The following is a 24,945-nucleotide window of genomic DNA, read 5'->3' on the forward strand; positions in this document are numbered from 1 at the left end:
GCATGCGCATACTCGTGGTCGAGGATGACCCGGTCCTGATGGACGGGCTGAAGGTGGGGCTCGGCCTTGCGGGCGCGACCGTGGACGAGGTGGCCACCTGCGCCGACGCGCGCGCCGCGCTCGCCGGAAGCCGCTTCGATGCCGTGGTGCTCGATCTCATGCTGCCGGATGGGTCGGGCCTCGACATCCTCGCCGGCATGCGGGCCCGCGACGATGCCACGCCCGTGCTGCTCCTGACCGCCCTCGACGAGACCACCGACCGCATCCGCGGGCTCGATGCCGGCGCCGACGACTATCTCGGCAAGCCGTTCGACCTGGACGAACTGGCGGCGCGCGTCCGCGCCATCGCCCGCCGTGGCCATGGCCGCGCCGGGCCGACGCTGAAAGCGGGGACGCTGGTGCTCGACCCTGCCACCCTTTCCGCGACCTTGGAGGGCCTGGCGGTCGCCCTGTCCCGGCGGGAGTTCGCCGTGCTCGCGACCCTCATGGAGCGGCCGGGCGTGATCCGCTCCAAGGGCGAGATCGAGGAGCGCCTCTACGGTTGGCAGGAGGAGGTGGAGAGCAACACGGTGGAAGTGCACATCCACAATCTGCGGGCCAAGGTGGGACGCGACGCCATCGAGACGGTGCGTGGCCTGGGCTACCGCGTCAGGGGGCCGCAATGAATTCGCTGCGCCGCCGCCTGTTCCTGATCCTGCTCGCCGCCACCAGCGCCATCTGGCTGTGCGCGGTGGGCTGGATCTACCTGTCCAGCCGCAGCGAGCTGGAACACGTGCTGGACGCACGCCTTCAGGAAGCGGCGCGGATGGTCCATTCCCTCGTCGCGGGCGGCAACATCGCCGCCGTGGCGCAGGCGTCACAGCTGCCGGAAGCCGGCTATGAGCGCCAGCTCTCGTGCCAGATATGGTCCCTGGACGGGCACCTCGTGGCCCGCTCCGGCGGCGCGCCCGAGGAGGCGCTCGCGGGTCCGGCCGAAGGCTTCTCGGAGCGCGAGGTGAACGGCGAGCCCTGGCGCGTCTACACCATCCTCGACGCCGACAAGGGCGTCCGCGTGATGGTGGGCGATCGCATCGGCCTGCGCGACCGGCTGGTGCGCGATCTGGTGGCCGGGCTGCTGGGCCCGGTGGTGCTGATTGTGCCGCTGCTCGGCCTGCTCATCTGGGTGAGCCTTGGAGGCGGCCTCAGCCCGCTGAATGCTGTCGCCGGAGACATCGCCGCCCGCGATGCAGACGACATGCGGGCGGTCTCACCCACCGACGCGCCGGCCGAGATCCGCCCGCTGCTCGAAGCCCTCAACGGCCTGTTCGGCAAGGTTGAGGCGGCCCGTCGGCACGAGCGGGAGGTGACCGCCTTCGCCGCGCATGAACTGCGCACGCCCCTCGCCGGCCTGAAGACGCAGGCGCAGATCGCGCTTGCGGCCGATGACAAGGCGACACGGGACGGCGCCCTCCGGCAGATCCTCGTCTCGGTGGATCGGACCGCGCGGCTCGTGCGCCAGTTGCTTGCGCTGGCTAAACTCGACGCCGAAGCCCAGCTCCCTGCGAACGACGAGGTCGATGCGGGCTCGCTTCTGCGGGAGATCATCCATCAGGCGCCGACCGTAGCGGGGGTCTCCGTCAAGCTTGATCCGGCGCTCAACGGGCAGCTCTTGAAGGGCGACCGCGAGGGCCTGCATCTGGCCTTGCGTAATCTGCATGAGAATGCCGTTGAATATATGCCGGGCGAGGGCTGCATCGCCTGGCGCCGCACGCCGGACGGCCTGTGCGTGGAGGACGAGGGCCCCGGCATTCCCCCCGAGGAACTGGCGCGCGTCACCGAGCGCTTCTTTCGGGGACGGCACAGGAGCGCGTCGGGGAGCGGGCTGGGCCTGGCCATCGTCAGCCTTGCTGCGTCAAGGGCCGGTGCGCGGCTGCGGCTTGAGAACAGGACCGAGCGCAGTGGGCTGCGCGCCCATCTGGCATGGCCTTGAACAGGGCGATGAGAAAGCCCTCGTTTGACGGGCCAGCCTTCGGGATCAGCAGCTCTGGTTGCGCCGTCGGTCTGGATCTGGCCCTCTGGTGCCGTCGCGCGGAGGCCTTCTGCCGGTAGTGGGTCAGTTTGAATTGAAGCCAGCGAAACTCCCTCTCCCGCCCGAACTCGGCTTTTGCCGAGTTCGGTTGCGACGAGCCGAAGCCGGAAACATCCGGCTTCGGGCGGGGGAGGGTTGGGGAGGGGGCAAATCCTCTCCAACTGACGCCGATGGATCAGGAGGAAGCACCGGTTTCCCCCCTCCCTGCCCTCCCCCGCACGCGGGAGAGGGTTCTCCACCGCCCCCGGTCATCGCAACAGATTTTCAAACTGACCCACTACCCGGTGACGGCGTCCCTAGCCGCAGATGGCTAAAAATGGTAATATAACACAAACTAGAACCAAGCTTAGCCGTGTCGCCAAGCTGCTCGCGAAAAGGGGGCATCTCGCATCTGATGGATTACGCCCTCACAAGCGCTTGAAGAGACTTCAGAACGCAGATATCGGACAGTCGTGGATTGCGAATACGCAATGAGCGTGGCGGTCGAAGCGGCTAAAAATAAGCCGATATTGCGACAGTTCGCCGCTTGCCCCCAACTATATAAGATCTTTCGCGGAGCCGGATCATGTCCACCGATGTCGTGCAAATTGAGACACGCGAATCGAGGCTGGAGCACCTGCCAATCTCGTTCTTTGCCTCCATGATGGGGCTGTCGGGCCTGGCGCTTGCCTGGCAAAAAGGAGTTCATGTCCTCCACATCGCGTCCGAGTGGGTTCCGCTCGTAATCGCAGCCGCCGCCGCGCTGGTGTTCCTCACCCTGCTCGGCCTTTATGGGGCGAAGGTCGCGCTTCACCCCTCGCACGTGGTTGGTGAATACCGTCATCCGGTCAAGCTGCACTTCTTCCCGGCGGTTTCCATCAGCCTTCTGCTGCTGAGCATTCTCGCGCTCAACATGTGGCCGGCAATGGCGATGCCGCTGTTCGCCGTGGGTGCCAGCTTGCACTTGGTCCTGATGCTGCTGGTGCTGAACAGCTGGTTCAATCACGACCATTTCCAGACCGTCCATTTGAACCCCGCATGGTTCATCCCTGCGGTGGGCAACGTGCTGGTGCCATTGTCCGGCTTGGCGCTCGGCTATGTCGAGCTGTCCTGGTTCTTCTTCGCGATCGGGATCATGTTCTGGATCGTGCTGTTCACGATCATCATCAACCGGGTGCTTTTCCACAATCCTCTGCCCGAGCGCCTGGCGCCGACGCTTTTCATCCTGATCGCGCCGCCGGCTGTCGGCTTCCTCTCCTATGTGAGACTTGCCGGCAACGTCGATGCGGCGGCGCACATCCTCTATTATTTCGCCCTGTTCATGACGCTGTTTCTGATTACTCAAGTGCCGCGCCTGATGCGTGCCGCCTTTTTCTTGTCCTGGTGGGCTTATTCCTTCCCGCTTGCGGCGGTCACCATCGCCAGCCTCACCATGTACGAGAAGTTCGGCGGAACCGCGTTCTTCGTCATTTCGGCTGTCCTGCTTGGCATCGTCACCACCGTTGTGACTGCTCTTGTCGTCCGGACGCTGGTCGCCATTGGCCGGGGGAGATCTGCGTGCCCGAATAGGCCCGCCCGGGATCCTGGGCGGCTTGAAACACAATGAGCACCGCTCTCTTCAGGCGGGCAAGGGAGGAATAAGATGCACAAGGCAAGCATCTGCTTGTCACGGCTGATGGCGCTCGCGGCAGGTTTCGCCATGATCGCCGTCGGTCCGGTTTGGGCTGAGACGCCAGATCCAAAACCTCAGGCCCCGGTCACCGGGCAGGCACTCGCTGCCGAACAGGGCCCTGCCGCAGACAAGGCCGCCACCGCCGAAACGGCTGCTGCCGTCGGAGCGAATGCGCGCACGCGCGCCGGGGGCACCGCGGACCATTCCAAGTTCAAGATCCTTCAGCAGGATTTCAAGTCCGGCCCCGAGGTGACTGCGGCCTGTCTCACGTGCCACACCGAAGCTTCCAAGCAGGTGATGAGCTCGATCCATTGGACCTGGCGCTTCGACAATCCGAAGACCGGCCAGACGCTGGGCAAGAGCGAGGTGCTCAACTCCTTCTGCGGGAATGTCGCTGCCAACGAGCCGCGCTGCACGAGCTGCCACGCGGGCTATGGCTGGGAGAAGCTTTCCGATGGGCCGCCCAAGCAGGAAACGGCCGTGGATTGCCTTGCCTGCCACGCCATGCCTGGAACCTACGTCAAACTCGACAACAAGGCAGGTCATCCGCCGCTGGCCCCGCTGCCGCCCAAGGCCATGACCATCACCGGCGCCAATGCGACGCCCGTCGATCTGTCGAAGGCCGCCATGAGCGTCGCAATGCCCGGCCGCGAGAATTGCGGGCAATGCCACTTCTATGGCGGCGGCGGCGATAATGTGAAGCACGGCGACCTGTCCTCCGCGCTGGTCGCGCCGGACCGGTCGGTGGACGTTCACATGGCCAAGGACGGGCTCAACTTCACCTGCTCCGACTGCCACGTCTCCAAGGCGCACAACTGGCACGGCAGCCGCTTCGACGTGACCGCTGCCGACACGACCGGAACGGGCAAGCCCGGCGAGCGCCGCGACGTCGCCACCTGCCAGTCGTGTCACGGGACGCGCCCACACAAAGGCGCGACACTCGAGGCACTTAAGCTTAATGACCATACCGACCGCGTCGCCTGCCAGACCTGCCATATTCCAAGCTTCGCCAGAGGGGGTGTTGCCACCAAGACGAAGTGGGATTGGTCGACCGCCGGAAAGCTCAAGGATGGCAAGCCCTTCCATGAAGACGGCTTCGTCCAGAGCGACGGCAAGCACCTGCATACCTATCTTTCCACCAAAGGCGACTTCGCCTGGGGTGAGAATGTGACGCCGCAATATGCGTGGTTCGACGGTCAGGTGCGCTACACGAAGAGCGGGGATCAGATCGACCCCACCAAGCCGGTCGAGATCAACCGCATTTCCGGTGGCCCGGATGATCCCGATGCGCGCATCTGGCCATTCAAGGTCATGACCGGGCGCCAAGCCTATGACACCGAGCTTATGAAGCTGCTGCACAACCACGTCTATGGACCCGGCACGACGACGGCGCTCTGGACCAATTTCGACTGGGGAAAATCGCTCAAGGCGGCCATGGACTATGTGGGCGAGCCGTATTCGGGCAAGTTCGACTTCGTCGACACGCGCATGTACTGGCCGATAACCCATATGGTGGCGCCGAAGGATCAGGCCCTTGGGTGCGCCGATTGCCACCGCGAGAACGGGCGCCTCGCAGCGCTTGCCTCCACGGTCTACATGCCGGGCACGAATCCCAACAACCTCGTGGACTGGCTCGGCGCGGCCATGCTCGCAGCGGTGCTCCTGGGCATCGTCGGTCATGCGGGCCTGCGCGCCGTCACCGCCAGCGGTCGCCATGGTGACGGCCACGGCAACCCCTCGAACCCGAACGGCCAGGGAGGTAGCAGCCATGAGTGAGCGCCTGGTTCTGATCTATCCCCTGTTCGAGCGCTTCTGGCACTGGTCGCAGGCCGCTCTGATCTTCCTTCTCTTGTTCACGGGCTTTGCCATCCGTGGCCTGCACCATTTGATCGGCTTCCAGCAGGCGGTGACGCTGCACACCTTCGGCGCGCTCGCGCTGGTGGTGCTGTGGGTGTTCGCCATCTTCTGGCACCTCACCACCGGCACTTGGGTGCATTACGTGCCGACGACCGATGGGCTCTTCAAGGTCGCGCGCTTTTATGCCTGGGGCATCTTCAAGGGCGAGCATCACCCTTATCGCAAAGCCTATTGGCGCAAGCACAATCCCCTGCAGGCATTGTCCTATCTCGGGCTCAAGCTGGCGCTGTTTCCAGCCATCTGGATCTCGGGGATCGTCTACCTCACCTACGATCTATGGTCCTCGCGGCCCGGCGCGGCAACCGCACTGGAGGTGGTGGCGGGGCTGCATGTGCTGTCAGCCTTCGCCATCCTCGCTTTCATCGTGATCCATCTTTACCTGCTCACCGTCGGACATTCCTTCCGCGAGCATGTGACGCCGATGATTACGGGATACGACACGGTTGATCTGACCAAGGTCGAGGAGGATTATTTGGCCGCCGACGAGCCGAACCGGCTCCGGTAGATCTTCCAATCCAAATCCACTCGAATGAGGTCGCGTCACGCGGGGTCCTTCGAGCGGGGCGTGTGCGCGCCTTGCCGCGCACACGCCTTCCGACACACCCAAAAATAGGTCAAACAACGCGCTCCGCGCCGTTGATAATTTTCAATGAAGACGTAAGGGGCCGGAGATATTTTTAAAAAGGGTTATTTCTCGTCGAGCCGAAGTGGTTCATGTCGGGGCGGCGGCCGGCCGTGCCCCAGTCAGGGTTGTCCTTCAACAATTCCACGTAGAGCCTGTTCAGGCGCCCGGTCGCCCGAATGTCGAACGAGCTTTCACGGATTTGCTTGACCGTGGTGATGCCGGCCAGGGGCAGGAAGAAGCCGAAATGATTGGGGAAGTCGGCATAGGCGCAGGCGACCGTCTCGCCGGACTCCAACTCCTCGGTCTCGAAGCTGTCGCCATCGGTGGCGAGGATGAACCTCGCCTTGGCCTTCGCCGTGGCAGGGCTGGCCCGGAGCGCGGCAAGGGTCTGCGTCACCGAGCCGGGTGCGGCGACGGCGATGTGGATGTTTTTCCGTTGGAGAACGCCGCCGGGCAGATCGGATGCGTTGGTCGATCCGGCGCGCAGCCGCTTGATCGTGGTGTCCTTGTTCCCGAAGGCTTGCAGGAAGGCGAACGGGAACTCGCCGCCGTCGAACGGCAGCTCGGCAAGCGCCGATATGGCTTCCTCGATCTCGACGGCGTTCATACGTCCCCTGCACCGGCCTTCATGCCGGTCGTCCTTTCTGTTGCTCCTCGACCTTGCGCTTGATCCAGCTTGCGATTGCCTGCCGCTCGAAGCGCCACGACCCGCCGACCTTGAAGCCGGGAATCTCGCCCGCGAGGGCGAGCTTGTAGGCGGTCTTCTCATTGAGCTTGAGAAGCTCGGCCACCTCCCGGATCGTCAGTATTTCGTCGGCCATGCGCCCGCCGTGAGTCGCGCTCCATGAAGCATATAGAGGATCAGAGAAAATTCGAGAAGATAGTGGTGTCGCGATCCTCTCGGCAAATTACGGCTGGAACCGAAGCCGTCGCAGTATCATATTGAAAATTCCGCGCTAAGAGCGGATAATGAGATATGAACCGAGTCGAGCGATCAGCCTTATCCACCTACGCTTCCGGCCTGCTTGCTGCGGGCCGGGGAGTCTTTTCTGCGGATGAAGCGCAGAAGGACATCGGCATCAGCCGGGGCGCATTCCTCGACGCCGCCGAGCGATTGCAGCGACGCGGCCAGCTCATCCGGCCCCGGCGCGGCTTCTACGTGGTCGTACCGCCACAGCACGCCACGACGGGAGCGCCGCCGCCCGAGTGGTACATCGACGCCCTGATGCGCCACGAAAACCGGCCCTACTATGTGGGACTGCTGGCCGCGGCGGCGGCCCACGGCGCTTCCCATCAGGCCGTCATGGAGTTTCAGGTCGTCACGGACAAACTCCTGCCCGACATTGAGGCCGGACGGACGCGGATCGTCTTTTCCTACCGCAAGGACATGGCGGCGGTGGCGGCGGTGGCGGCGGGGATCGAGGATCGCAAGACGCAATCGGGCTATATGAAGCTGTCCTCGCCGGAACTCACGGCGCTCGATCTGGTGCGCTACCCGCAATCCGGCGCGGGCCTGGACAACATTGCGACGGTGCTTTCCGAGCTTGCCGAACGGCTGCAACCGGAAAAGCTCGCCTCCCTGTCGGCCGCTTTCGAGAAAGCAGTCGTGCAGCGCCTTGGGCATCTGCTCGGAAGGCTGGGGCACCCGCAGATAGCGGAAGCGATGTTCGCGGCGTTGTCGGCGCGCGGCCCGCTTCCGTGGGTCGAACTCGATCCCAAACAGGTGGGCGATCCCGATTTGTCGCCGTCGCCATCCGAACGCGATGAACGCTGGCGCGTGATCGTTCGCCGACCGCCGGAGATCGACGAATGATCCCACAGGATTACATCACCGCCTGGAGCCGCGTCGCGCCGTAGGCAAGCCAGCGGCAAGTCGAGCAAGACCTCATCATCAGCCGCGCGCTGGTGGCCATCTTCTCCGATCCGTTCCTGCGCGGCGAACTGCGCTTCCGTGGCGGCACGGCGCTCAACAAGCTGCATTTCCCGGCGCCGCTGCGCTATTCGGAAGATATAGACCTCGTGCGGACGACCGCCGGCCCGATTGGGCCAGTCCTCGACGGCGTTCGCGCCATGCTGGAACCGTGGCTTGGCGAGGCGAAGTCCGATGCAAGTCCCGTCGCTCCCAAACTTCGCTTTCGTGTCAATGCGGAAGGCGAGTCCGCCGATGTGCGGATCAGCCTCAAGATCGAAATCAACACGCGCGAGCGGGAAGCCTACGATCCGCCCATCGAGATACCGTTCGGCGTCGAAAATCCGTGGTTCACCGGCGAGGCCGAAATCCCGACTTTCTCGCGGGAGGAAATGCTGGCGACCAAGCTGCGGGCCTTGCTTCAACGCAACAAGGGCCGCGATCTGTTCGACCTTGATCACGCGCTCACCGTGTTCGATAGGCTGAACACGGCCCGGATCGTCGAATGTTTCCTGCTCTACCTTGAAAAGGCCGAGCTAACGATTTCGAGGGCCGAGGCGCAGCAGCGCATGTTCCAGAAACTCGTCAATCCGGCCTTCTTCATCGACATGCGTCCGCTGCTTTCGACAGATCGCGCCAGGGCGCTGAGCGACGAAACGCTCAAAGCCACCTTCGTCAAGGTGATGAAGGAACTGATCGACCGGATACCGGGCGACGAATGGGCAAAGGCCAAGGAAATGCGGGAACGGTTCGGAGTCTAGCCATCGTCGAATGCCTGCTTCCCCTTCGCGGCCCAGAGCCCCCGTGCATGTTCACCCTGATCACTTCGAAGCTTGTCGGCCATCCAAAGCAGCGCGCCGTAGATCGTGGCGCGGTCGTCGCCAGGTCCAGGATTCCGGCCTTGACGACGAGGCCGCCGAGTTCGATCAGATGCCGCGTGCGCTTGCGACGTTCGACCTGCCAAGTGCTCATGTCATGACGTGCTTGCGCCGCTTGATACCGATTGCGCGTCGCCCGATTGCGTCGCAACGCCGCCAGCGTCGCGATCAGACGCCGATGCAGTTCGCCGTGACCGCCCCCGAAAGAACGCGGCCCCGCGTTTCGCCCATGCCTCCCTCTTTCCGGCATCTTTGGTTTCGGCCAGCACGATCAGCGCGCCAGCCAGTTCGTCGGCGCTGAGGGCGTCGGCGCCGGTCGAGATGACCAGCTCGCCAAGCTGCTGCACCTTGCGGGATTTCAGGTCTCGCGCCTTGTCTTCGAGCGACTTCAGTTCCGCATCGAAGTCCCGTGGCTTGCGCATGTGCGTTAGGTCCCTATCAAAGAGAGGAGTGCTTTGATTTTACAGTCGTTTCTGATCTCGCGGGGTGAGAGACCCCGCACGCCGTATGACGCAACATGCGGCGGTGAGCAGATGGGTGAGGCAAACCGGGTGCTTCCGGGGAGCCATAAATCAGCAGAACTCATCAAAGTCGGACGGACGGGGACTTCCGATCCCGTAGCCGGTCCGGCCAGCGAGCTTGCCATGGCGAGGGAAACCGAACCGATGGTGGACGCCCCGGTAGAACCGCGAACTCGCCAACTCGGAAGTGGGCGGGTCGATCCATGGTGCGAACCACGGATCGGTGAAGTGTTGGTCCGTCTTATGCGTACATGGACCGGGGGCACGCAGCATGCTGCGCGCCAGCCTCGATATGGGTTTGCGTGGTATCGAGGCCAGATTTCACACGGGGTAGAGTCGGCGCCTAAAGCAGGCGAGAGATCAGTTACGGAACCTAAGAACCTTGTCGTTGCTTCCGGCAGTTTCCGACACCGGATGGCTGAAGTGACCAGCGATCGTGACGATAATGGACGGAGCCTTCGTAGTAGTCCGAGGACGGGAAAGCCGTCCACATGGCGAAGGGAGGCAGTGGATACAGCAAGCAGGCAGGAGGTGGACGCATGTCCGGCGAGGTGAATATCTCGTTTGTCCTCGACATGCAGCGCAAGCTGTATCGGTGGAGCAACGAAGACCCCGATAAGGTCTTTGTTGATCTGTTCAATCTCGTATGTGACCACAGAACCCTGAACGAGGCTTGGCGAAGGCTCTCCCGCAACAGCGGCAGTCGGACACCGGGCACGGATGGGATGACGCGGCTCACGGTCGAACGGCGTCCCGGTGGCGCAGCGGCGTTCCTCGAAGAAATCCGAGAGGCGCTCCGCGACGGAACATATTGCCCGGAGCCTGTCAGGCAACTGCTCATCCCGAAGCCCGGCAAGCCGGGGCAGTTCCGGCCACTCGGCATTCCCACGCTGATCGACCGCCTGGTACAGATGGCTTTGAAGCTGATCCTGGAGCCCATCTTCGAGGCGGACTTCTATCCGACCTCTTACGGGTTCCGCAAAGGACGGAGCACCCACGATGCTCTGGTGAGAATCCAGAAAGTCCTTCATCCGACAAGGCGCGGACCCTCGGTCTATCGATACGTCATAGAAGGCGACATCAAGGGCTGCTTCGACGCCATTGATCACCACGTCATGATGGAGGGCGTGCGACGACGCATCAGTGACCGCAAGGTGTTGAGGCTGATCTTCGCATTCCTGAAGGCAGGCGTGATGATCGAGGGGACCGTTCGTCACCCCGTAACAGGCTCGCCGCAAGGCGGGATCATCTCGCCGATGCTGTCGAATATCTACCTGACAGCTATCGACGAACGTTACGGACGATGGTCCATGCGCCCTCGAGAACCAAGTATAAATGCTGCTGCCCGAAGGGCGAGAGACCGCAAACAGGGCAAGACGGCGTTCTACATGGTGCGCTACGCGGACGACTTCGTTGTTCTCGTTGACGGCACGAGAGAGCAAGCGGAAGCGGAAAAGCTCGCGCTGGCGGAGTTCCTGAAAACGGAACTTCGCATGGAGTTGTCGATGGAAAAGACTCGGGTCACCGACATCAGGGAAGGCTTCGACTTCCTTGGCTATCGGGTAGTGCAGGCAAAAGCGCTCCACACGGGGCATTGGGTCGGCAAGCTCTTCATACCGAAGGGCAAGCTGAACGACCTGCGTCACAAGATCAAAGTCATGGTGAAAGGCATCCCCACCGGATGCTCTCTCGCCGAAGTCGTCAGCAACCTCAATCCGGTCATCGTGGGATGGAGGAACTACTACCGATACGCCATAAGAGCATATCGGGAGTTCAACCACCTCGATCGCTGGATATGGCAGCGCGTGGGACGCTGGCTGAGAAGAAAGCACGGAAAAGCGACGTGGCCGATGCTGCGCCGCCGCTATCATCTCAGCGCCCCGGGACAACGACGGCAATGGACCGAAGGGACCAAACGCCTGCGGTTTCTCTGTGACGGAGGGACCATGCGTTACCCGGACCAGAGTATTGCGAAACCGAACGGATGGACCACAGACGGGGAGCACCAGCAACGCGAAAGCGTGCGCGGCTTCTGGAATGCGTTCCAACGTCTCAGACATATCTGAGGCCCACCCATAGGCGCGCGAGCGCCCATGCATAGAGAGCCGGATGCTTGGAAACCTGCACGTCCGGTTCGGGAAGAGGGATGGAGAAACTTGTCTCCGCAAGGAGATGGAGCGCTTCATCTCTACTTTCACCATATCCTCCATAAGCTGTCGATGGAGCGATGATAGTTGAGCGCCTGCTGCAATGCTGTAAGATTGCCGGGACGGGCTGAAACGGCGCGAGCAGTCCCGAGAAATTAGTTTCGAGGGCGCGCTTATACGTCGTTCCGACGTGCGCTTCGCCGTGGTGATGTTCGGATCGCGATGGCGATCTATCATCTTCACGTCAAGGTCATCGGCCGCAAGGCCGGCTCCAGCGCGGTGGCCTCCGCCGCCTACCGCTCGGCCTCGCGACTGCGCGACGACCGGCTTGAGCGCAGCCACGACTTCTCCAACAAGCGCGGCGTCCTCCACTCCGAGGTTATGCTGCCGGAGGATGCGCCCGAACAATGGAGCGACCGCGAACGGCTCTGGAACGATGTCGAGGCGTTCGAGGTCAGGAAGGACGCACAGCTCGCCCGCGAGGTCGAGTTCGCCCTTCCGCGCGAGATGACGCAAGCCCAGGGCATCGAACTCGCCCGCGACTTCGTGCAGGCGGAGTTTGTCGATCAGGGCATGATCGCCGACCTCAATGTGCATTGGGACATGGCCGAGGACGGGACGCCCAAGCCCCACGCCCATGTCATGCTGACCATGCGATCCGTGGACGAAAACGGCTTCGGCCCGAAGGTGCGGGACTGGAACCGCACGGAGATGGTCGAACGCTGGCGGGAACGCTGGGCCGAGCATGTCAACGAGCGGCTGGCCGAACTCGACATCGACGCGCGCATCGACCATCGCAGCCTCGAAGCGCAGGGCATCGCGCTGGAGCCACAAAGCCAGATCGGCGCAACCGCGCAGCGGATCGAGGGCGAAGGGATCGAGGCCGCCGACCGCGCAGACATGCACCGCGAGATCGCGCGCAACAACGGCGCACGGATCATCGCCGATCCTTCGGTGGCGTTCGACGCGATCACCCACCAGCAATCGACCTTCACGCGGTGCGACATGGCGATGTTCGCGCACCGGCACAGCGACGGAATCGAGCAGTTCAACGCAGTCATGGGCGCAATGCGGAGCGCGCCCGAGCTGGTCGAACTCGGCGCGGACGGACGCGGCGAGGACCGCTTCACCACCCGCGACATGATCGAGGCCGAACAGCGCCTCCATCGTGCCGCCGAACTCATGGCCGAACGGGAACGCCATGAGGTCAATGACAGGGATAAACTCGACTCCCTTGCGCGTGCGGAAGCGCGCGGTCTTGTCCTTTCGGGAGAGCAGGCCGATGCACTGGCGCATGTCACGGACGGGCGCGATCTGGGCGTCGTGGTCGGTTATGCCGGGACGGGGAAAAGCGCGATGCTGGGCGTGGCGCGCGAAGCCTGGGAAGCGGCGGGCTACGAGGTCCGGGGCGTGGCGCTTTCCGGCATCGCGGCCGAGAATCTGGAAAGCGGATCGGGCATCGCGTCGCGCACCATCGCCAGCATGGAACATAGTTGGGGACAGGGCCGCGACAGGCTCACCGCGCGCAATGTTCTGGTGATCGACGAGGCGGGCATGGTCGGCACGCGCCAGTTGGAGCGCGTGCTCTCCCATGCCGCCGATGTCGGTGCAAAGATCGTGCTGGTCGGCGATCCGCAACAGTTGCAAGCAATAGAGGCCGGCGCGGCGTTCCGCGCGATTCACGAACGCCACGGCGGCGCGGAGATCGGCGAGGTGCGCCGCCAGCGGGAGGATTGGCAACGCGACGCCACACGCGATCTGGCGACCGGCCGCACCGGCGACGCGATCCATGCCTATGACAGTCACGGCATGGTCCATGCCGCCCCGACACGGGAACAGGCGCGCCACGATCTGATCGACCGCTGGGACCGCGAGCGGCAGGCGTCGCCCGACAAGAGCCGCATCATCCTCACCCATACCAATGACCAGGTGCGGGAACTCAACGAGGCGGCGCGCGAGCGGATGCGGGAAGCCGGCGATTTGGGCGATGACGTGCGCCTGACGGTCGAACGCGGCGCGCGCAGCTTCGCCAACGGGGATCGCGTCATGTTCCTGCAAAACGAGCGCGGCCTTGGCGTGAAGAACGGCACGCTCGGGACCGTCGAACAGGTCAACGAACGATCCATGTCCGTGCGTACCGACGACGGGCGCAGCATCTCGTTTGACCTTAAGGATTACGACCGCATCGACCACGGCTATGCCGCGACCATCCACAAGGCGCAGGGCATGACAGTGGACCGCACCCATGTCCTGGCGACGCCGGGCCTGGACGCCCACGGCAGCTATGTCGCCCTATCGCGCCACCGCGATGGCATGGACCTGCACTATGGCCGCGATGACTTCGCTGACGAGAATAGGCTTGTCCGCGCCCTGTCGCGCGACCGCGCCAAGGACATGGCGTCGGATTACGAGCCGGCACAGAGCTACGCCGAGCGGCGCGGCATCACCTTCCACGAGCGGGTGGAGCGGGTGGTCGAGATCGTCAAGCAGGTTCCCGAGAAGGTGCGCGGCATGTTCGACGGCCTGCGCCTGCCCGCCGATGGCGGGCAGGCGCAGGAACGGGCGGCGCCGGAAAGGGAGAAGGCGGCAGACCCGGAGGAGGCTTTGCGCCGCGCCCGGACCAAGGCGCTCGTTCGCCATGCCCGCGCCGTGGATGCGATCTTCGAGGCGCAGGAGCGAGGCGGCAGGGCCAGCCCGGAGCAGGTGACGGAATTGCAGGACGCCCGCAAAGCCTTCGAGGAGGTGCGGCCCTACGGCCCGCACGACGCCGAAGCCGCCTACAAGAAGAACCCGGAGCTTGCCTCGGAAACGGCCACGGGCCAGGTCAATCGCACCGTGCGCGCCCTCCAGCTCGAAACCGAGCTGCGCACCGATCCGCAGATTCGTGCGGATCGCTTCGTGGAGCGTTGGCGGAGCCTCGACCGCGCCAGCCAGCACCAGTACCAGGCGGGCGAAATGTCGGGCTACAAATCCACGCGGTCGGCGATGGGCGACATGGCGAAAAGCCTCGAACGCGATCCGCAGCTTGAGTCCATCCTCGAAGGCCGCAAGCAAGACCTCGGCATCGGGATCGACTCGGGCCGCAGCCTTGGTCGGGAACTCGCGTTCAGCCACGGCATCGACCTCGGCAGAGGCCGGGGTATCGGACTGTAGAACTATCCTATTTTCCGCCGCCTCCACGCCACACTACTACGACCACTAAATATCTATTGCACAACAGCAAATCATCGCTCTGTCTGGTCTCTGCAATCGTCAGGAACACCCGGCAGGAGGCAGCGCAGCCATGCTCGTAGCAGACCGTATCGTCCGCATGAAAACCGTTCTCGCCCGCACCGGCCTGTCCCGGTCCACCATCTACCGCAAGATCGCCGAGGGCACGTTCCCGCCTCGGATCAAGATCAGCATCAACGGCGCAGGATGGAAGGAGTCCGACATCGACCGCTGGATCGCCGATCCCGCCGGCTGGCGGCCACCAATGACGACGACTGACAGAATGGACACGAGCCGCATGTAGTTCAGAGATCGTCGTCCAGTTCGTCGTCGTGGACCTCGGCGGCGCGCTGTTTCGCGTCGGCGATCAGCTCCTTGGCGGATTCGCCCTTCCTCCAAGCGTCGAGCATGTCAGCCCAGCATTGAAGCATAATCTTCCGCTCGGCGAGGTAGCGGTTCACGTTGTAGACGGCCGCGATCCGGTTCCGGGGCGCGTGGGCCAAGCTCATCTCGATCCAGCGGTCATCGAACTTCGCGCGGTTCAGGCCGGTCGAAAACGTGCGGCGCAGGTCGTGAACGCCGAAGCTCTGAAAGTCCGGATCATCCTCGCGGATACGCTCCACGACCGTGTCGATCACGCGGTTGAGCGTGGCGTTGCTGATGGGCGTATCGCCGTCGTACCGGCCGGGGTGCAGGTATCGGCTGGCGCCGAACATGGTGCGGAACGCCGTCAGAATGTCGAGCGCTTGATCGCTCAGCGGGACGACATGCGCCTTGCCGGCCTTCATGCGCTCGGCCGGAATCGTCCAGCGCGCGGCGGCGAAGTCGATTTCCGTCCACGTGGCGTCGATGAACTCCGACTTACGGACGCCGGTCAGCAGGACAAACTTCACCGCCGAGCGCAATGTGGGCGCCGCCGTCACATGATCCAAGGCCGCCAGGACTGCGCGGACCTCGGACGGCGACAGGGCGCGCTCGCGCGGCTCGAAGGTGGCGATGGCGCTGGTGCGGATCGACTCGGCCGGGTTGCTCACGTCCAGCCCGCTTCCCTGGGCATGGCGGAACACCAGCAGCACGACCTCGCGGACATGCACGGCGACGGCCGGCCCACGCTTCTCCTTAACCTCGTCGCACAGACGTTTGAGACGCTGCGGCGTCACCTCCCCCAGCTTGAGCTTCGACAACTCTCCCGCAATGGCGCGATCATAGACGGATCGGCGCATCGCCAGCGTGCTGTCAGCCAGTTTTTCGGCCCCCGACTTGGGATCGGCTTTGTGCTTGAAGTAGGCTTCCGCCCAACCGCCGAACGTCAACGCCTCGGCTGACGCGGTGCGCTTCTCCACCTTGGCTTTCGACGGCGACTCGCCCCGCTCGACCTGACGCCGGGCGCGCGCCAGCAGCGCCCTGGCCTCCGCAAGCGACACCTCCATTCCGTATTCCAGCGCGTCTGGCGCCCGCGTCAGCTTGCGCGCCGCCTCGGCGCTATACCGGCCGATGGTCAAAACCTCCTGCCGCCCGTTCACCCTGTACTGATACCGGAACGATATGACCCCGGTCGGCGTGACGGCCGCGTGCATCCCGTCGCGGTCCGTCACCTTGTAGAGCTTGGCCCTCGGCTTCAGATTTTTCAGTTCTTTATCAGTGAGATCGCCCATAAATCCGCATCCGGTCGGGGGACGAACGGATACCAACAAGAGGGTTGTTGGTAGCGAAAGCCCGTTTCTCGACCATCCTGCGCCATACCAACATCGCTACCAACAAAGTGGCCGGATTGGGGTGACATGCAGCGATACGGTGTGGGAAAAATAATCCTTGTCAGTCAAAGAGATCGCGCGATTTTTGGCACGGAGCGAGATGGTCTGAAACGACCTTAGATCACTCCCACTCCATGATGCACCCGATGCACCTGCACGGGCATCATTTCTAGGTGGTGGGCATCGGCGGACAGCGCTTTTCCGGGCCGGTGGGCGATATACGGTGATCGTCCCCGCCCATGCGCCGGTGACCATCGGCTTCGATGCGGGCCAGAAAAGGCCGTGGTTCCTCCACTGCCACCTCTGCCATATGACGCTGGTGCGCGCAGCGTAACGGGGCGAGGGCGCATGAGCCCTTGTGGGCGCCGGTCGGGTTCGTCAAGTTGAGAGCCATGATGCATGCTCGTGCTCAAGACAGCGATAAGCGCCCGTCGATTCCGAGAACCGTCTGGGCGCTCGGGTTCGTGAGCCTGTTCATGGATATCTCCTCGGAGATGATCCACGCGCTGCTGCCCCTCTTTCTCACCGCGACCCTCGGGGCCAGCGTGGCCGTGGTGGGCCTCATCGAGGGGGTGGGCGAATCCACCTCCGCCATCGTGAAGGTCTTTTCCGGCTACCTGTCCGACCGCATCGGCCGGCGCAAGCCGCTGATCCTCATCGGCTATGGATTGGGCGCCGCGTCGAAGCCGTTCTTCGCCCTCGCCGGCGCACCGGCCATGGTGTTCGCCGCGCGCTTCGCCGACCGCATCGGCAAGGGGATCCGCGCCGCGCCGCGGGACGCGCTGGTGGCGGATGTCACGCCGCCTTCCATCCGCGGGCGCGCCTACGGGGTGCGCCAGGCGCTCGATACGGTCGGGGGGTTCCTCGGCCCGCTCCTCGCCATCGCGCTGATGGCGCTGTTCGCCGACGACATGCGAACGGTGTTCTGGTTCGCCCTCATCCCCGGCGCGCTCGCGGTGGCGTGCGTCATCCTGGGGGTCGAGGATCGCGCCATCGGCGAGGAGGGCGCCACCGGCCGTCCGCCGCCGGTGCGCCTCGCCGATCTCCGGCAGTTCGACGGCGCGTTCTGGGGCGTCGTCGCCATCGGCGTGGTGTTCACCCTTGCGCGGTTCAGCGAAGCCTTCCTCGTGCTGAAGGCGCACGACGAGGGCATGCCGCTGGCCCTCGCGCCGCTTGTTCTCGTGGCCATGAACGTCGTCTATTCGCTCGGCGCCTATCCCGCCGGCGCCTGGTCCGACCAGGCCTCGCCCACGCGCCTGCTGCTGGTGGGGCTGGCGGTCCTCATCGGCGCGGACCTGATGCTGGCCTTCGCGCCGGGGCTGTGGGGCGCCTTTCTCGGCATCGCCTTGTGGGGCGCGCACATGGCGCTCACGCAGGGCCTGCTCGCCAAGCTGGTTGCCCAGCACGCGCCCGCGACGCTGCGGGGCTCCGCCTTCGGCCTGTTCAATCTCGCCACTGGCGTCGCCATGCTGGTGGCGAGCGTCGTCGCGGGGGTGCTGTGGGAGCGGATCGGCTCCGCGGCGACCTTTGCCGCAGGGGCCGGTTTCGCGGTCCTCGCAGCCCTGCTGGTGACGGTGTCCGCCCTGACGCGCCGGGCGGGGCGCGACGACCCTTCTCCCGGGAGCCGCCGCGATGGTGAACCGCCCTCGCGAAGGCACGGACGGCTTTAGGTCCCGTGCCCGTGGCGATGATGAAGATCGGGATAATGCGGGTGCCGATGCGCCAGCGGCGCATGCCGGTGCCAGTGGGTGTGCGGCTCACCGGGCTGCACACCCGGTTCGTGCTCATGGCGGTGGTGTTCGTCGTGGCCGTGCCGATGCTCGTGCTCCATCGCCTCATGGGCATGGGGGTGCTCGTGCCGCTCGGACAGATGCAGCCAGAGGCCGACCGCCATCAGGCACCCGGCGACCACCAACTGCACCGAAATCGCCTCGCCGAGCATGACGACCGCCAGCACCGCTCCCACGAACGGCGCGAGTGAGAAATAAGCCCCAGTCCGCGCCGCACCGAGATGGCGCAGGGCGAGGACGAACAGAGCAAGGCTGACTCCGTAGCCCAGGAAGCCGATGACGCCCGCCGCGAGGAGAGTGACGGCCGAGGGAAGGACGGCGCCGCTGGCGAGAGCGATGAGCAGGTTGATGGCGCCCGCGACCAGCCCCTTCAACATGGCGATCTGGACCGGATCGGCGGATGAGAGCTTGCGCGTCAGGTTGTTGTCGATCCCCCAGCACAGGCAGGCGCCAGCGATCAGCAGGGCGCCCCATTGCAAGGACATGCGCCCCTCCCACGACAGGAGGACAGCACCTGCGAGGATGGCGCAGGCACCGAGCAGGAGCCGCCGGTCTACGTTCTCGCGGAACACCAGCCAGGCGATGCCCATGGTGGCGAGGCCTTCCAGATTGAGCAGCAGCGAGGCCGACGCCGCGTCGGTGAGGGACAGGCCGAACATCAGCAGCAGAGGAGCAAGGAGGCCTCCGGCGACGATGACCAAGGCAAGCCAGGGCATGTCCGCCCGCCGCAGCGGCGCCTCGACGGCTGGCAGCCGCAAGGCGGTTCGGGACAGATGTACCGCGGCGAGGCCGAGGCCGGCTCCCAGATAGAGCAGGCCGGCCATCATCCAGGGATCGACGGAGCCCAGAAGGAGTTTGGCGAACGGCGTGCTTGCGCCGAACAGGCCCGCCGCGGCCAAGGCGAGGAGGATAGCTGTTTGCATCATTCCGACAGTCTCACCGATACCAACCGACTTGGCCTGGGGGCGTCAGGACGGCTGATGCCCCCAGCCGGGAACAGCCTGTCTTTCACAGGATGGCCATGCAACCGCAGAGCTAACGCCACAGGTATTTGATGAGCGCGGCGATCCCGAGCACGACAAGGACGAGGATCAGGAGCCCGACCAGCCCCATCCCCCACATGCCGCCTTCCATCATGCCATCGTAGTTCATCATCATGTCCTCCTCATCCGAGTGATGCGCGGCGTAGGCGCAGGGCGTTGGCGATGACGCTCACCGAGGAGAGCGCCATGGCGGCGGCGGCGATGATCGGCGACAGCAGGAGGCCGAACGCCGGATAGAGCACACCGGCGGCGATCGGCACGCCGGCCGCATTGTAGATGAAAGCGAAGAAGAGATTCTGGCGGATATTGCTCATGGTCGCGTGACTGAGCTGGCGCGCCCGCACGATCCCCTGGAGATCGCCTTTCAGCAGGGTCACGCCGGCGCTCTCGATCGCGACGTCCGTGCCCGTTCCCATGGCGACGCCCACATCGGCCGCCGCAAGCGCGGGCGCATCGTTCACGCCGTCGCCGGCCATGGCGACGATCCGCCCTTCCTGGCGCAGCCGGGCCACCACCTTCGCCTTGTCCTGGGGCAGGATCTCGGCCTCCACCTCGTCGATGCCGAGCCGGCGGGCCACCGCCTGAGCGGTGGTCTTGTTGTCGCCGGTCAGCATGACGACCCGGACGCCCACCGCCTTGAGCGCCTGAACCGCGGCGGGGGTTGTGGCCTTAATCGGGTCGGCGATGGCGATGAGGCCGCCGAGGCGCCCGTCGACGGCGACGAAGATGACGGTCGCGCCATCCCCGCGCAGCGCTTCGGCCTCCGCCGAGAGGGCGGAGAGGTCCACGCCTTCCTCCGCCATGATGCGGTGGCTGCCGATCACGAGCTTGTGCCCGTCGACGGTTCCGGTGACGCCCTTGCCCACCGGGCTGTCGAAGTCCCGCGCCTCGCCGAGCGGCGCGGCCCGCTCCGCAGCGGCGTTGACGATGGCGGCGGCAAGCGGATGCTCGCTCGCCCGCTCCAGGGTCGCGGCGAGCCGCAACAGCTCGGTCTCACTCAGGCCGTTCACGGCCTTCAGGGCGGTGACCTTCGGCTTGCCCTCGGTGAGGGTGCCGGTCTTGTCCACCACCAGCGTGTCGACCTTCTCGAACCGCTCCAGCGCCTCGGCATTCTTGATCAGCACGCCGAGGGAGGCCCCGCGGCCGACGCCCACCATGATGGACATGGGGGTTGCGAGGCCCAGAGCGCACGGGCAGGCGATGATGAGCACCGCGACGGCGGCGATCAGGCCGTGCGCGAAGCGCGGCTCTGGACCCCAGATACCCCAGGCGGCGAAGGCGAGGACGGCGATGGCGATCACCACGGGCACGAACCATCCGGAGACCTCGTCGGCGAGACGCTGGATCGGCGCGCGCGAGCGCTGCGCCTCGGCGACCATGTGGACGATCTGCGCCAGCATGGTGTCGCGGCCGATCTTGCCGGCCCGCATGATGAAGCCGCCGCTCTGGTTGAGCGTGCCGCCGATGACCTTCGCGCCGACGTCCTTGGTGACCGGCATGGACTCGCCGGTGATCAGGGATTCGTCGACCGAGGAGCGCCCCTCGATCAGTTCGCCGTCCACCGGCACCTTCTCGCCGGGGCGCACCCGCAGGCGGTCGCCCACCACGATCGCCTCCAGCGCCACGTCCTCGTCGCTGCCGTCGTTGCGCACGCGCCGGGCGCTCTTGGGGGCGAGGTCGAGCAGGGCGCGGATGGCACCGCCGGTCTGCTCGCGGGCGCGCAGCTCCAGCACCTGCCCCAGCAGCACCAGCACCGTGATGACGGCGGCGGCCTCGAAATAGATGGCCACCGAGCCGTCGGCGGCGCGGAAGGTGGCGGGGAAGATCTGCGGCGCGAAGGTCGCCAACACGCTGTAGGCCCACGCTACGCCCGTACCCATGGCGATCAGCGTGAACATGTTGAGATGCCGCGTGACCAGAGACTGCCACGCCCGGGTGAAGAACGGCCATCCCGCCCAGAGTACCACCGGTGTTGCCAGCAGGAGCTGGATCCAGTTTGAGGCCTGTGCGCCGAGCAGCATGTGGAGATTGGTGAGGTGCCCGCCCATCTCCAGAGCCAGGACCGGCACGGCGAGGATAAGGCCGACCCAGAACCGCCGCGTCATATCGAGAAGCTCGGCGCTGGGGCCGGTCTCGCCCGTCGTCATCTCCGGTTCGAGCGTCATGCCGCAGATCGGGCAGTTGCCCGGGCCGATTTGCCGGATCTGCGGATGCATGGGGCAGGTATAGATCACGCCCTGGGGCTGCTCCCTGGCCGGAGCCGGGGCATCCGCCTCGGTGACCAAATAGGCCGAGGGGTTAACCTCGAATTTTGCGTGGCATTCGGCGGAGCAGAAGAAATAGGTCTTCCCGCGATGATCGGCGCGGTGCTGTGCCGTCGTCGGGCTCACCTGCATGCCGCAGACCGGGTCCATCTGCGCCGATGCGGGGCCCGCTTCCCTGTGCCGATGGCCGGCAGGGTCATGCGGGTGATGACCCGCGTGGGGGTCTTGCTCAGTCATGGGAATTCTCTCCGGAACGGGAAACCTTCGGGCCGGACGACAGGCCGAGCCGGGGCAGAAAGGCAGGGACGGTGCGAGCGTAATTGTCCCATGCGGCGCCGAACGCGGCGTGCGAAGCCGCATCCTCGCGCCAGGCGAGCCGTACGTAGACCCACACCAGGATCGGGAACATGGCGAGCGTCACCAGGGTCGGCCACTGCAGAAGGAAGCCGAACATGATGACGACGAAGGCGACATATTGCGGATGGCGGACATAGGCATAGGGTCCGCTGGTTGCGAGCCTCTGGTCGCGCTGGGCGGCGTAAAGCACGTGCCAGCTTGCGGCGAGCAGCCAGAAGCCGCCGAAGATCAGAACGGTGCTGAAAATGTGAAACGGCCCGAAATGCGGGTTCACGCGCCAGCCGAACATGGTTTCGAGCAGGTGTCCGGCATCGTGCGAAAAGAAATCCACACCGGGAAACTGCCGCCCGAGCCAGCCGGACAAAAGATAGATGGTGAGCGGAAATCCATACATCTCGGCGAAAAGCGCGACGATGAAGGCCGAGAAGGCGCCGAGCGATCGCCAATCGCGCGTAGTGCGCAGCCGGGTGAGCTCGCCGCGAACAGGATGAACACCGCGGAATTGATGATGACGAGACCTAAGAGTCCATAGGCGGGAGTATCGGTCATCGGACCTCTCCTTCCCGACGTAGGGGAGGCGCATCCGCTCCGGGACGTGGCGCAGCGCCATTCCCTCCATGATGGCCATGCCCGTGGTGCATGAAGAGGTGCATCAAGGGGCAGGCGAGCAGGAGCAGGAATGGCAGGTAGCCGAGCACGTGGGCGCGATGTTCCGAGAACAGCAGGAACGCCACGGCAAGGAAGAACCCGATGGCCACGAGGCTCCCGCGTGAGCGCCAGAAGCTCGGCGACCGCCCGTCCGCGTGGTGCCCGTTCCCGGTGCCGGGCACAGAATCGGCATTGCGATGCATCGACATGACATCATCCTCCCTGGCCCCTGGGGCGGGTGCATGCTGCGCCCGCCCCAGACTGCTCCTGATCCCCGTCGCAGCAGGGGTTCCGCGCCTGCGGCATCACACCATGCCGATCTGCTCTGCGCTCACATGGCGCCCATCGGCCCCATCAGGAGCAGCTGGTCGGCCGTCCGCTTCTGTGTGTCGTCGAGCGCGGCATAGAGCGGGAGCAGCGCGCCCTTCAGCCGACGCAAGGCTTCGAGACGCTCGGTGAGCAGGCGCTCATGGGCCTCGATCCGCTGCGGCAGAGCCGCAGGGCCTTGTGCCGACATCATCATGTCCTGCCTATCGCCCATCATGCCCGCCATGGCGCGGGCATTGGCGCGGAGCGCGTCGGCGAACGCGTTCCACACTGGCTGCTGCGCATCGGTGATCTTGAGTTCCGTCTTCAGGAACGCGAGCCGGCCCTCGATGCGCCCCGGGGCCATCATCTGGCCCATCATGCCCATGGAGCCTCCTCCCATCATCCCCATCATGCCCGCCCCCATCATGCCCTGCTGCGCGTCGGACGCCGGAGAAGCGGCCGGCGGAGTGGTCGGCTGCGCGCCGGTCGGGTGGTGCGCGTCTTCGGCAAGGGCCGGTGCGGCCAAAATCAACACCGCACTTGCCACCATCAGTTTGCGAAACGTCGTCATGGTCGGCTTTCTCCTGTTGTCGCGAAGCGGCACATGCCGCTTCGCTGCGTCTCGAACTCGTCCGCGAGCATCACGATGGCATGCCAGCGTCCGTCCTGCCGCTTCCCGGGGGTGTTCCTGGAAGGGGTCCATGGAAGGCGGGAAACACGGGTTTCGCGCCGTAGACCTGTTCGAACTCCCGTTCGTAGAAGTCATCGCGCAGCCTGCGCGCCACCAAGCGCAGCACTGCCGGCCATCAGCTGACCGAGAAAGTCCCGACGATTCATGGTGATGTGCTCGTATTCCTGTCGGAGCGAAGCCGACATGGCCTGAACGCGCCTCTCGGCGCATGCCATGATCTAGCGGCCTCCCCAGACGGAAAGGCGGCTCAGATGTAATCAGGCACGGAAACGAGGGGGCTCAAGGCCGGGGGAAACCGCCAACCCGCGGGCGACTTGACTGGTCCGGTCGAAGTGCCGCCGGATGAAGGGGAGATCAAGGACGCTTTCGCCCATGCTGTCGACAGCGATGGCATGGGCGCCGCAGGCGAAGTCACAGCATTTCTCTTGGTCGATGCCCTGCGATGACGCGTCGGGGTGGGCGACATGACCGGAGGCGACGACATGCTGCGCGGCATCCGAAACTGTCGCATGCGCCGCGAGCGCGGGACCGTCATCATCGTGGCATTGCAAAGGTATGGCGGTGGTTAAGGGCGCGACCAGCATCACTACTGCGACCAAGAAGGTCGACAGCAACTTTGCCTGTCTCATCGCGCGCCACGCTCTGATCATAGGTCAGCTCGAGTCCCTCTTTTACGAATTATATCACGATACTCTTTCCCAAAAAGCTCGCCTTGATCACGATCAATGGACCGATTTCCTGATGAGAAGACGTTTTCATCATCACAGTGAGCCAGCAACCCGGGACGGCATTGAAAATTCGATCATGGACCCTTTGCGCTGAAAAATCGGCAGCACGCTGTATCAATGCCGCTACCGCGTGACCAAAAGTGTCGGATCAGCGAGGTGCATTCGTCGATGGCGGTCGACATGTGCCTGGATGAATCTCAGGGTTTGGACCTGCAGCAATCGGATCGATCGTCCTGAACCGGCGGGCATGGCACGTCCGCATAGGAGCAGAAGACGCAGCAATCTCCGGGCTTCGGCTTCAGCACAGCGCGGCACGCCCGACACGTGTAGAAATACTGGCAGGCATCCGTCGGCATCGTTTCTTTGAATGCCGTGCGGCAGTGCGGGCAGGTGATGGTGGTCTCCAAAATCGTCATGGGCCGCGCTCCACTGGTG

Annotated in this window: 23 protein-coding genes and 3 pseudogenes; 13 read left to right on the top strand and 13 right to left on the bottom strand. The window is 64.7% G+C overall.

The window, feature by feature from the left end; genetic code table 11:
• Nucleotides 1-2 precede the first annotated feature (2 nt).
• The 5 genes from ACI7BZ_RS21210 to ACI7BZ_RS21230 all read left to right on the top strand — a co-directional run bounded on the left by ACI7BZ_RS21210 (nucleotide 3) and on the right by ACI7BZ_RS21230 (nucleotide 6,141).
• Nucleotides 3-665, top strand: a complete 663-nt coding sequence (locus ACI7BZ_RS21210) for a response regulator (protein WP_414119258.1) — start codon at nucleotides 3-5, stop codon at nucleotides 663-665.
• On the top strand, nucleotides 662-1,969 hold the full coding sequence (locus ACI7BZ_RS21215) for a sensor histidine kinase (RefSeq protein WP_414119259.1): 1,308 nt from the start codon (nucleotides 662-664) through the stop codon (nucleotides 1,967-1,969). The genes ACI7BZ_RS21210 and ACI7BZ_RS21215 overlap by 4 nt, the downstream gene beginning before the upstream one ends.
• Before the next feature lie 664 nt (nucleotides 1,970-2,633).
• Nucleotides 2,634-3,653 carry an SLAC1 anion channel family protein gene (locus ACI7BZ_RS21220; protein ID WP_414119260.1) on the top strand — a complete coding sequence of 340 codons (1,020 nt, stop codon included), beginning with the start codon at nucleotides 2,634-2,636 and terminating at the stop codon, nucleotides 3,651-3,653.
• Between the two features lie 36 nt (nucleotides 3,654-3,689).
• Nucleotides 3,690-5,495: a tetrathionate reductase family octaheme c-type cytochrome gene (locus ACI7BZ_RS21225; RefSeq protein ID WP_414119261.1), complete on the top strand. Its 1,806-nt coding sequence runs from the start codon at nucleotides 3,690-3,692 to the stop codon at nucleotides 5,493-5,495.
• Complete coding sequence (locus ACI7BZ_RS21230) at nucleotides 5,488-6,141, top strand: cytochrome b/b6 domain-containing protein (protein WP_414119262.1); 654 nt, start codon at nucleotides 5,488-5,490, stop codon at nucleotides 6,139-6,141. Before ACI7BZ_RS21225 ends, ACI7BZ_RS21230 begins: the two co-directional genes overlap by 8 nt.
• A gap of 199 nt (nucleotides 6,142-6,340) precedes the next feature.
• Here ACI7BZ_RS21230 and ACI7BZ_RS21235 read toward each other — a convergent pair.
• Together ACI7BZ_RS21235 and ACI7BZ_RS21240 are read right to left on the bottom strand one after the other, a co-directional pair.
• Nucleotides 6,341-6,868 (bottom strand): annotated as a pseudogene (locus ACI7BZ_RS21235) (type IIL restriction-modification enzyme MmeI); the annotation flags it as partial.
• A 19-nt stretch (nucleotides 6,869-6,887) separates the two neighbouring features.
• Nucleotides 6,888-7,082: a helix-turn-helix domain-containing protein gene (locus ACI7BZ_RS21240; protein WP_175095440.1), complete on the bottom strand. Its 195-nt coding sequence runs from the start codon at nucleotides 7,080-7,082 to the stop codon at nucleotides 6,888-6,890.
• Nucleotides 7,083-7,237: 155 nt separating this feature from the next.
• Between ACI7BZ_RS21240 and ACI7BZ_RS21245 the strand changes: the two genes are divergently transcribed.
• Both ACI7BZ_RS21245 and ACI7BZ_RS21250 read left to right on the top strand, forming a co-directional pair.
• Nucleotides 7,238-8,074 carry a type IV toxin-antitoxin system AbiEi family antitoxin gene (locus tag ACI7BZ_RS21245; protein ID WP_414119263.1) on the top strand — a complete coding sequence of 279 codons (837 nt, stop codon included), beginning with the start codon at nucleotides 7,238-7,240 and terminating at the stop codon, nucleotides 8,072-8,074.
• Between the two features lie 92 nt (nucleotides 8,075-8,166).
• Complete coding sequence (locus ACI7BZ_RS21250) at nucleotides 8,167-8,931, top strand: nucleotidyl transferase AbiEii/AbiGii toxin family protein (protein ID WP_414119264.1); 765 nt, start codon at nucleotides 8,167-8,169, stop codon at nucleotides 8,929-8,931.
• On the opposite strand, the pseudogene ACI7BZ_RS21255 reads toward ACI7BZ_RS21250, so the two are convergent.
• Both ACI7BZ_RS21255 and ACI7BZ_RS21260 read right to left on the bottom strand, forming a co-directional pair.
• Nucleotides 8,928-9,142 (bottom strand): annotated as a pseudogene (locus ACI7BZ_RS21255) (conjugal transfer protein TraD). The gene ACI7BZ_RS21250 and the pseudogene ACI7BZ_RS21255 sit on opposite strands and share 4 nt — an antisense overlap.
• A 1-nt stretch (nucleotide 9,143) precedes the next feature.
• A complete protein-coding gene (locus ACI7BZ_RS21260; RefSeq protein WP_282640790.1) occupies nucleotides 9,144-9,470 on the bottom strand; it encodes a conjugal transfer protein TraD in 327 nt (108 codons plus the stop codon).
• Nucleotides 9,471-10,108: 638 nt separating this feature from the next.
• Here ACI7BZ_RS21260 and ltrA point away from each other — a divergent pair.
• The 3 genes from ltrA (at nucleotide 10,109) to ACI7BZ_RS21275 (ending at nucleotide 15,230) form a co-directional block, all read left to right on the top strand.
• Complete coding sequence (ltrA, locus tag ACI7BZ_RS21265; protein WP_414119265.1) at nucleotides 10,109-11,635, top strand: group II intron reverse transcriptase/maturase; 1,527 nt, start codon at nucleotides 10,109-10,111, stop codon at nucleotides 11,633-11,635.
• A 303-nt stretch (nucleotides 11,636-11,938) separates the two neighbouring features.
• Nucleotides 11,939-14,869 (top strand): Ti-type conjugative transfer relaxase TraA, encoded by a 2,931-nt coding sequence (traA, locus tag ACI7BZ_RS21270; RefSeq protein ID WP_414119266.1) that lies wholly within the window; start codon nucleotides 11,939-11,941, stop codon nucleotides 14,867-14,869.
• A gap of 130 nt (nucleotides 14,870-14,999) precedes the next feature.
• Complete coding sequence (locus tag ACI7BZ_RS21275; protein ID WP_282640787.1) at nucleotides 15,000-15,230, top strand: helix-turn-helix transcriptional regulator; 231 nt, start codon at nucleotides 15,000-15,002, stop codon at nucleotides 15,228-15,230.
• Between the two features lies 1 nt (nucleotide 15,231).
• On the opposite strand, the gene ACI7BZ_RS21280 is transcribed toward ACI7BZ_RS21275, so the two are convergent.
• On the bottom strand, nucleotides 15,232-16,581 hold the full coding sequence (locus ACI7BZ_RS21280; RefSeq protein WP_282640786.1) for a tyrosine-type recombinase/integrase: 1,350 nt from the start codon (nucleotides 16,579-16,581) through the stop codon (nucleotides 15,232-15,234).
• Nucleotides 16,582-16,715: 134 nt separating this feature from the next.
• Here ACI7BZ_RS21280 and ACI7BZ_RS21285 point away from each other — a divergent pair, with 134 nt between their 5' ends.
• The 3 genes from ACI7BZ_RS21285 to ACI7BZ_RS21295 all read left to right on the top strand — a co-directional run bounded on the left by ACI7BZ_RS21285 (nucleotide 16,716) and on the right by ACI7BZ_RS21295 (nucleotide 18,350).
• Complete coding sequence (locus ACI7BZ_RS21285; protein WP_414119319.1) at nucleotides 16,716-16,853, top strand: multicopper oxidase domain-containing protein; 138 nt, start codon at nucleotides 16,716-16,718, stop codon at nucleotides 16,851-16,853.
• A 74-nt stretch (nucleotides 16,854-16,927) separates the two neighbouring features.
• Nucleotides 16,928-17,014: a hypothetical protein gene (locus ACI7BZ_RS21290; RefSeq protein ID WP_414119320.1), complete on the top strand. Its 87-nt coding sequence runs from the start codon at nucleotides 16,928-16,930 to the stop codon at nucleotides 17,012-17,014.
• A gap of 61 nt (nucleotides 17,015-17,075) precedes the next feature.
• Nucleotides 17,076-18,350 (top strand): MFS transporter, encoded by a 1,275-nt coding sequence (locus tag ACI7BZ_RS21295; RefSeq protein WP_414119321.1) that lies wholly within the window; start codon nucleotides 17,076-17,078, stop codon nucleotides 18,348-18,350.
• On the opposite strand, the gene ACI7BZ_RS21300 is transcribed toward ACI7BZ_RS21295, so the two are convergent.
• From ACI7BZ_RS21300 to ACI7BZ_RS21335, 8 genes and pseudogenes are all read right to left on the bottom strand, one after another.
• Nucleotides 18,347-19,396, bottom strand: coding sequence for a DMT family transporter (locus ACI7BZ_RS21300; RefSeq protein WP_414119267.1), 1,050 nt, complete (start codon nucleotides 19,394-19,396; stop codon nucleotides 18,347-18,349). The genes ACI7BZ_RS21295 and ACI7BZ_RS21300 overlap by 4 nt on opposite strands.
• A 109-nt stretch (nucleotides 19,397-19,505) precedes the next feature.
• Nucleotides 19,506-19,628: a hypothetical protein gene (locus tag ACI7BZ_RS21305; protein WP_414119268.1), complete on the bottom strand. Its 123-nt coding sequence runs from the start codon at nucleotides 19,626-19,628 to the stop codon at nucleotides 19,506-19,508.
• A 7-nt stretch (nucleotides 19,629-19,635) separates the two neighbouring features.
• Complete coding sequence (locus ACI7BZ_RS21310) at nucleotides 19,636-22,014, bottom strand: heavy metal translocating P-type ATPase (protein ID WP_282640784.1); 2,379 nt, start codon at nucleotides 22,012-22,014, stop codon at nucleotides 19,636-19,638.
• Nucleotides 22,007-22,683: pseudogene (locus ACI7BZ_RS21315) on the bottom strand (methyltransferase family protein). The gene ACI7BZ_RS21310 and the pseudogene ACI7BZ_RS21315 overlap by 8 nt, the downstream one beginning before the upstream one ends.
• Nucleotides 22,680-22,991 (bottom strand): DUF2933 domain-containing protein, encoded by a 312-nt coding sequence (locus ACI7BZ_RS21320; protein WP_282640782.1) that lies wholly within the window; start codon nucleotides 22,989-22,991, stop codon nucleotides 22,680-22,682. The pseudogene ACI7BZ_RS21315 and the gene ACI7BZ_RS21320 overlap by 4 nt, the downstream one beginning before the upstream one ends.
• A gap of 122 nt (nucleotides 22,992-23,113) precedes the next feature.
• A complete protein-coding gene (locus tag ACI7BZ_RS21325) occupies nucleotides 23,114-23,662 on the bottom strand; it encodes a Spy/CpxP family protein refolding chaperone (protein WP_282889823.1) in 549 nt (182 codons plus the stop codon).
• A 377-nt stretch (nucleotides 23,663-24,039) separates the two neighbouring features.
• Nucleotides 24,040-24,396, bottom strand: a complete 357-nt coding sequence (locus ACI7BZ_RS21330) for a hypothetical protein (protein ID WP_414119270.1) — start codon at nucleotides 24,394-24,396, stop codon at nucleotides 24,040-24,042.
• Between the two features lie 311 nt (nucleotides 24,397-24,707).
• A complete protein-coding gene (locus ACI7BZ_RS21335) occupies nucleotides 24,708-24,926 on the bottom strand; it encodes a GDCCVxC domain-containing (seleno)protein (protein WP_282640779.1) in 219 nt (72 codons plus the stop codon).
• Nucleotides 24,927-24,945: the final 19 nt, after the last annotated feature.

Source organism: Xanthobacter sp. AM11, assembly GCF_047444035.1.
Taxonomy (GTDB): Bacteria; Pseudomonadota; Alphaproteobacteria; order Rhizobiales; family Xanthobacteraceae; genus Xanthobacter.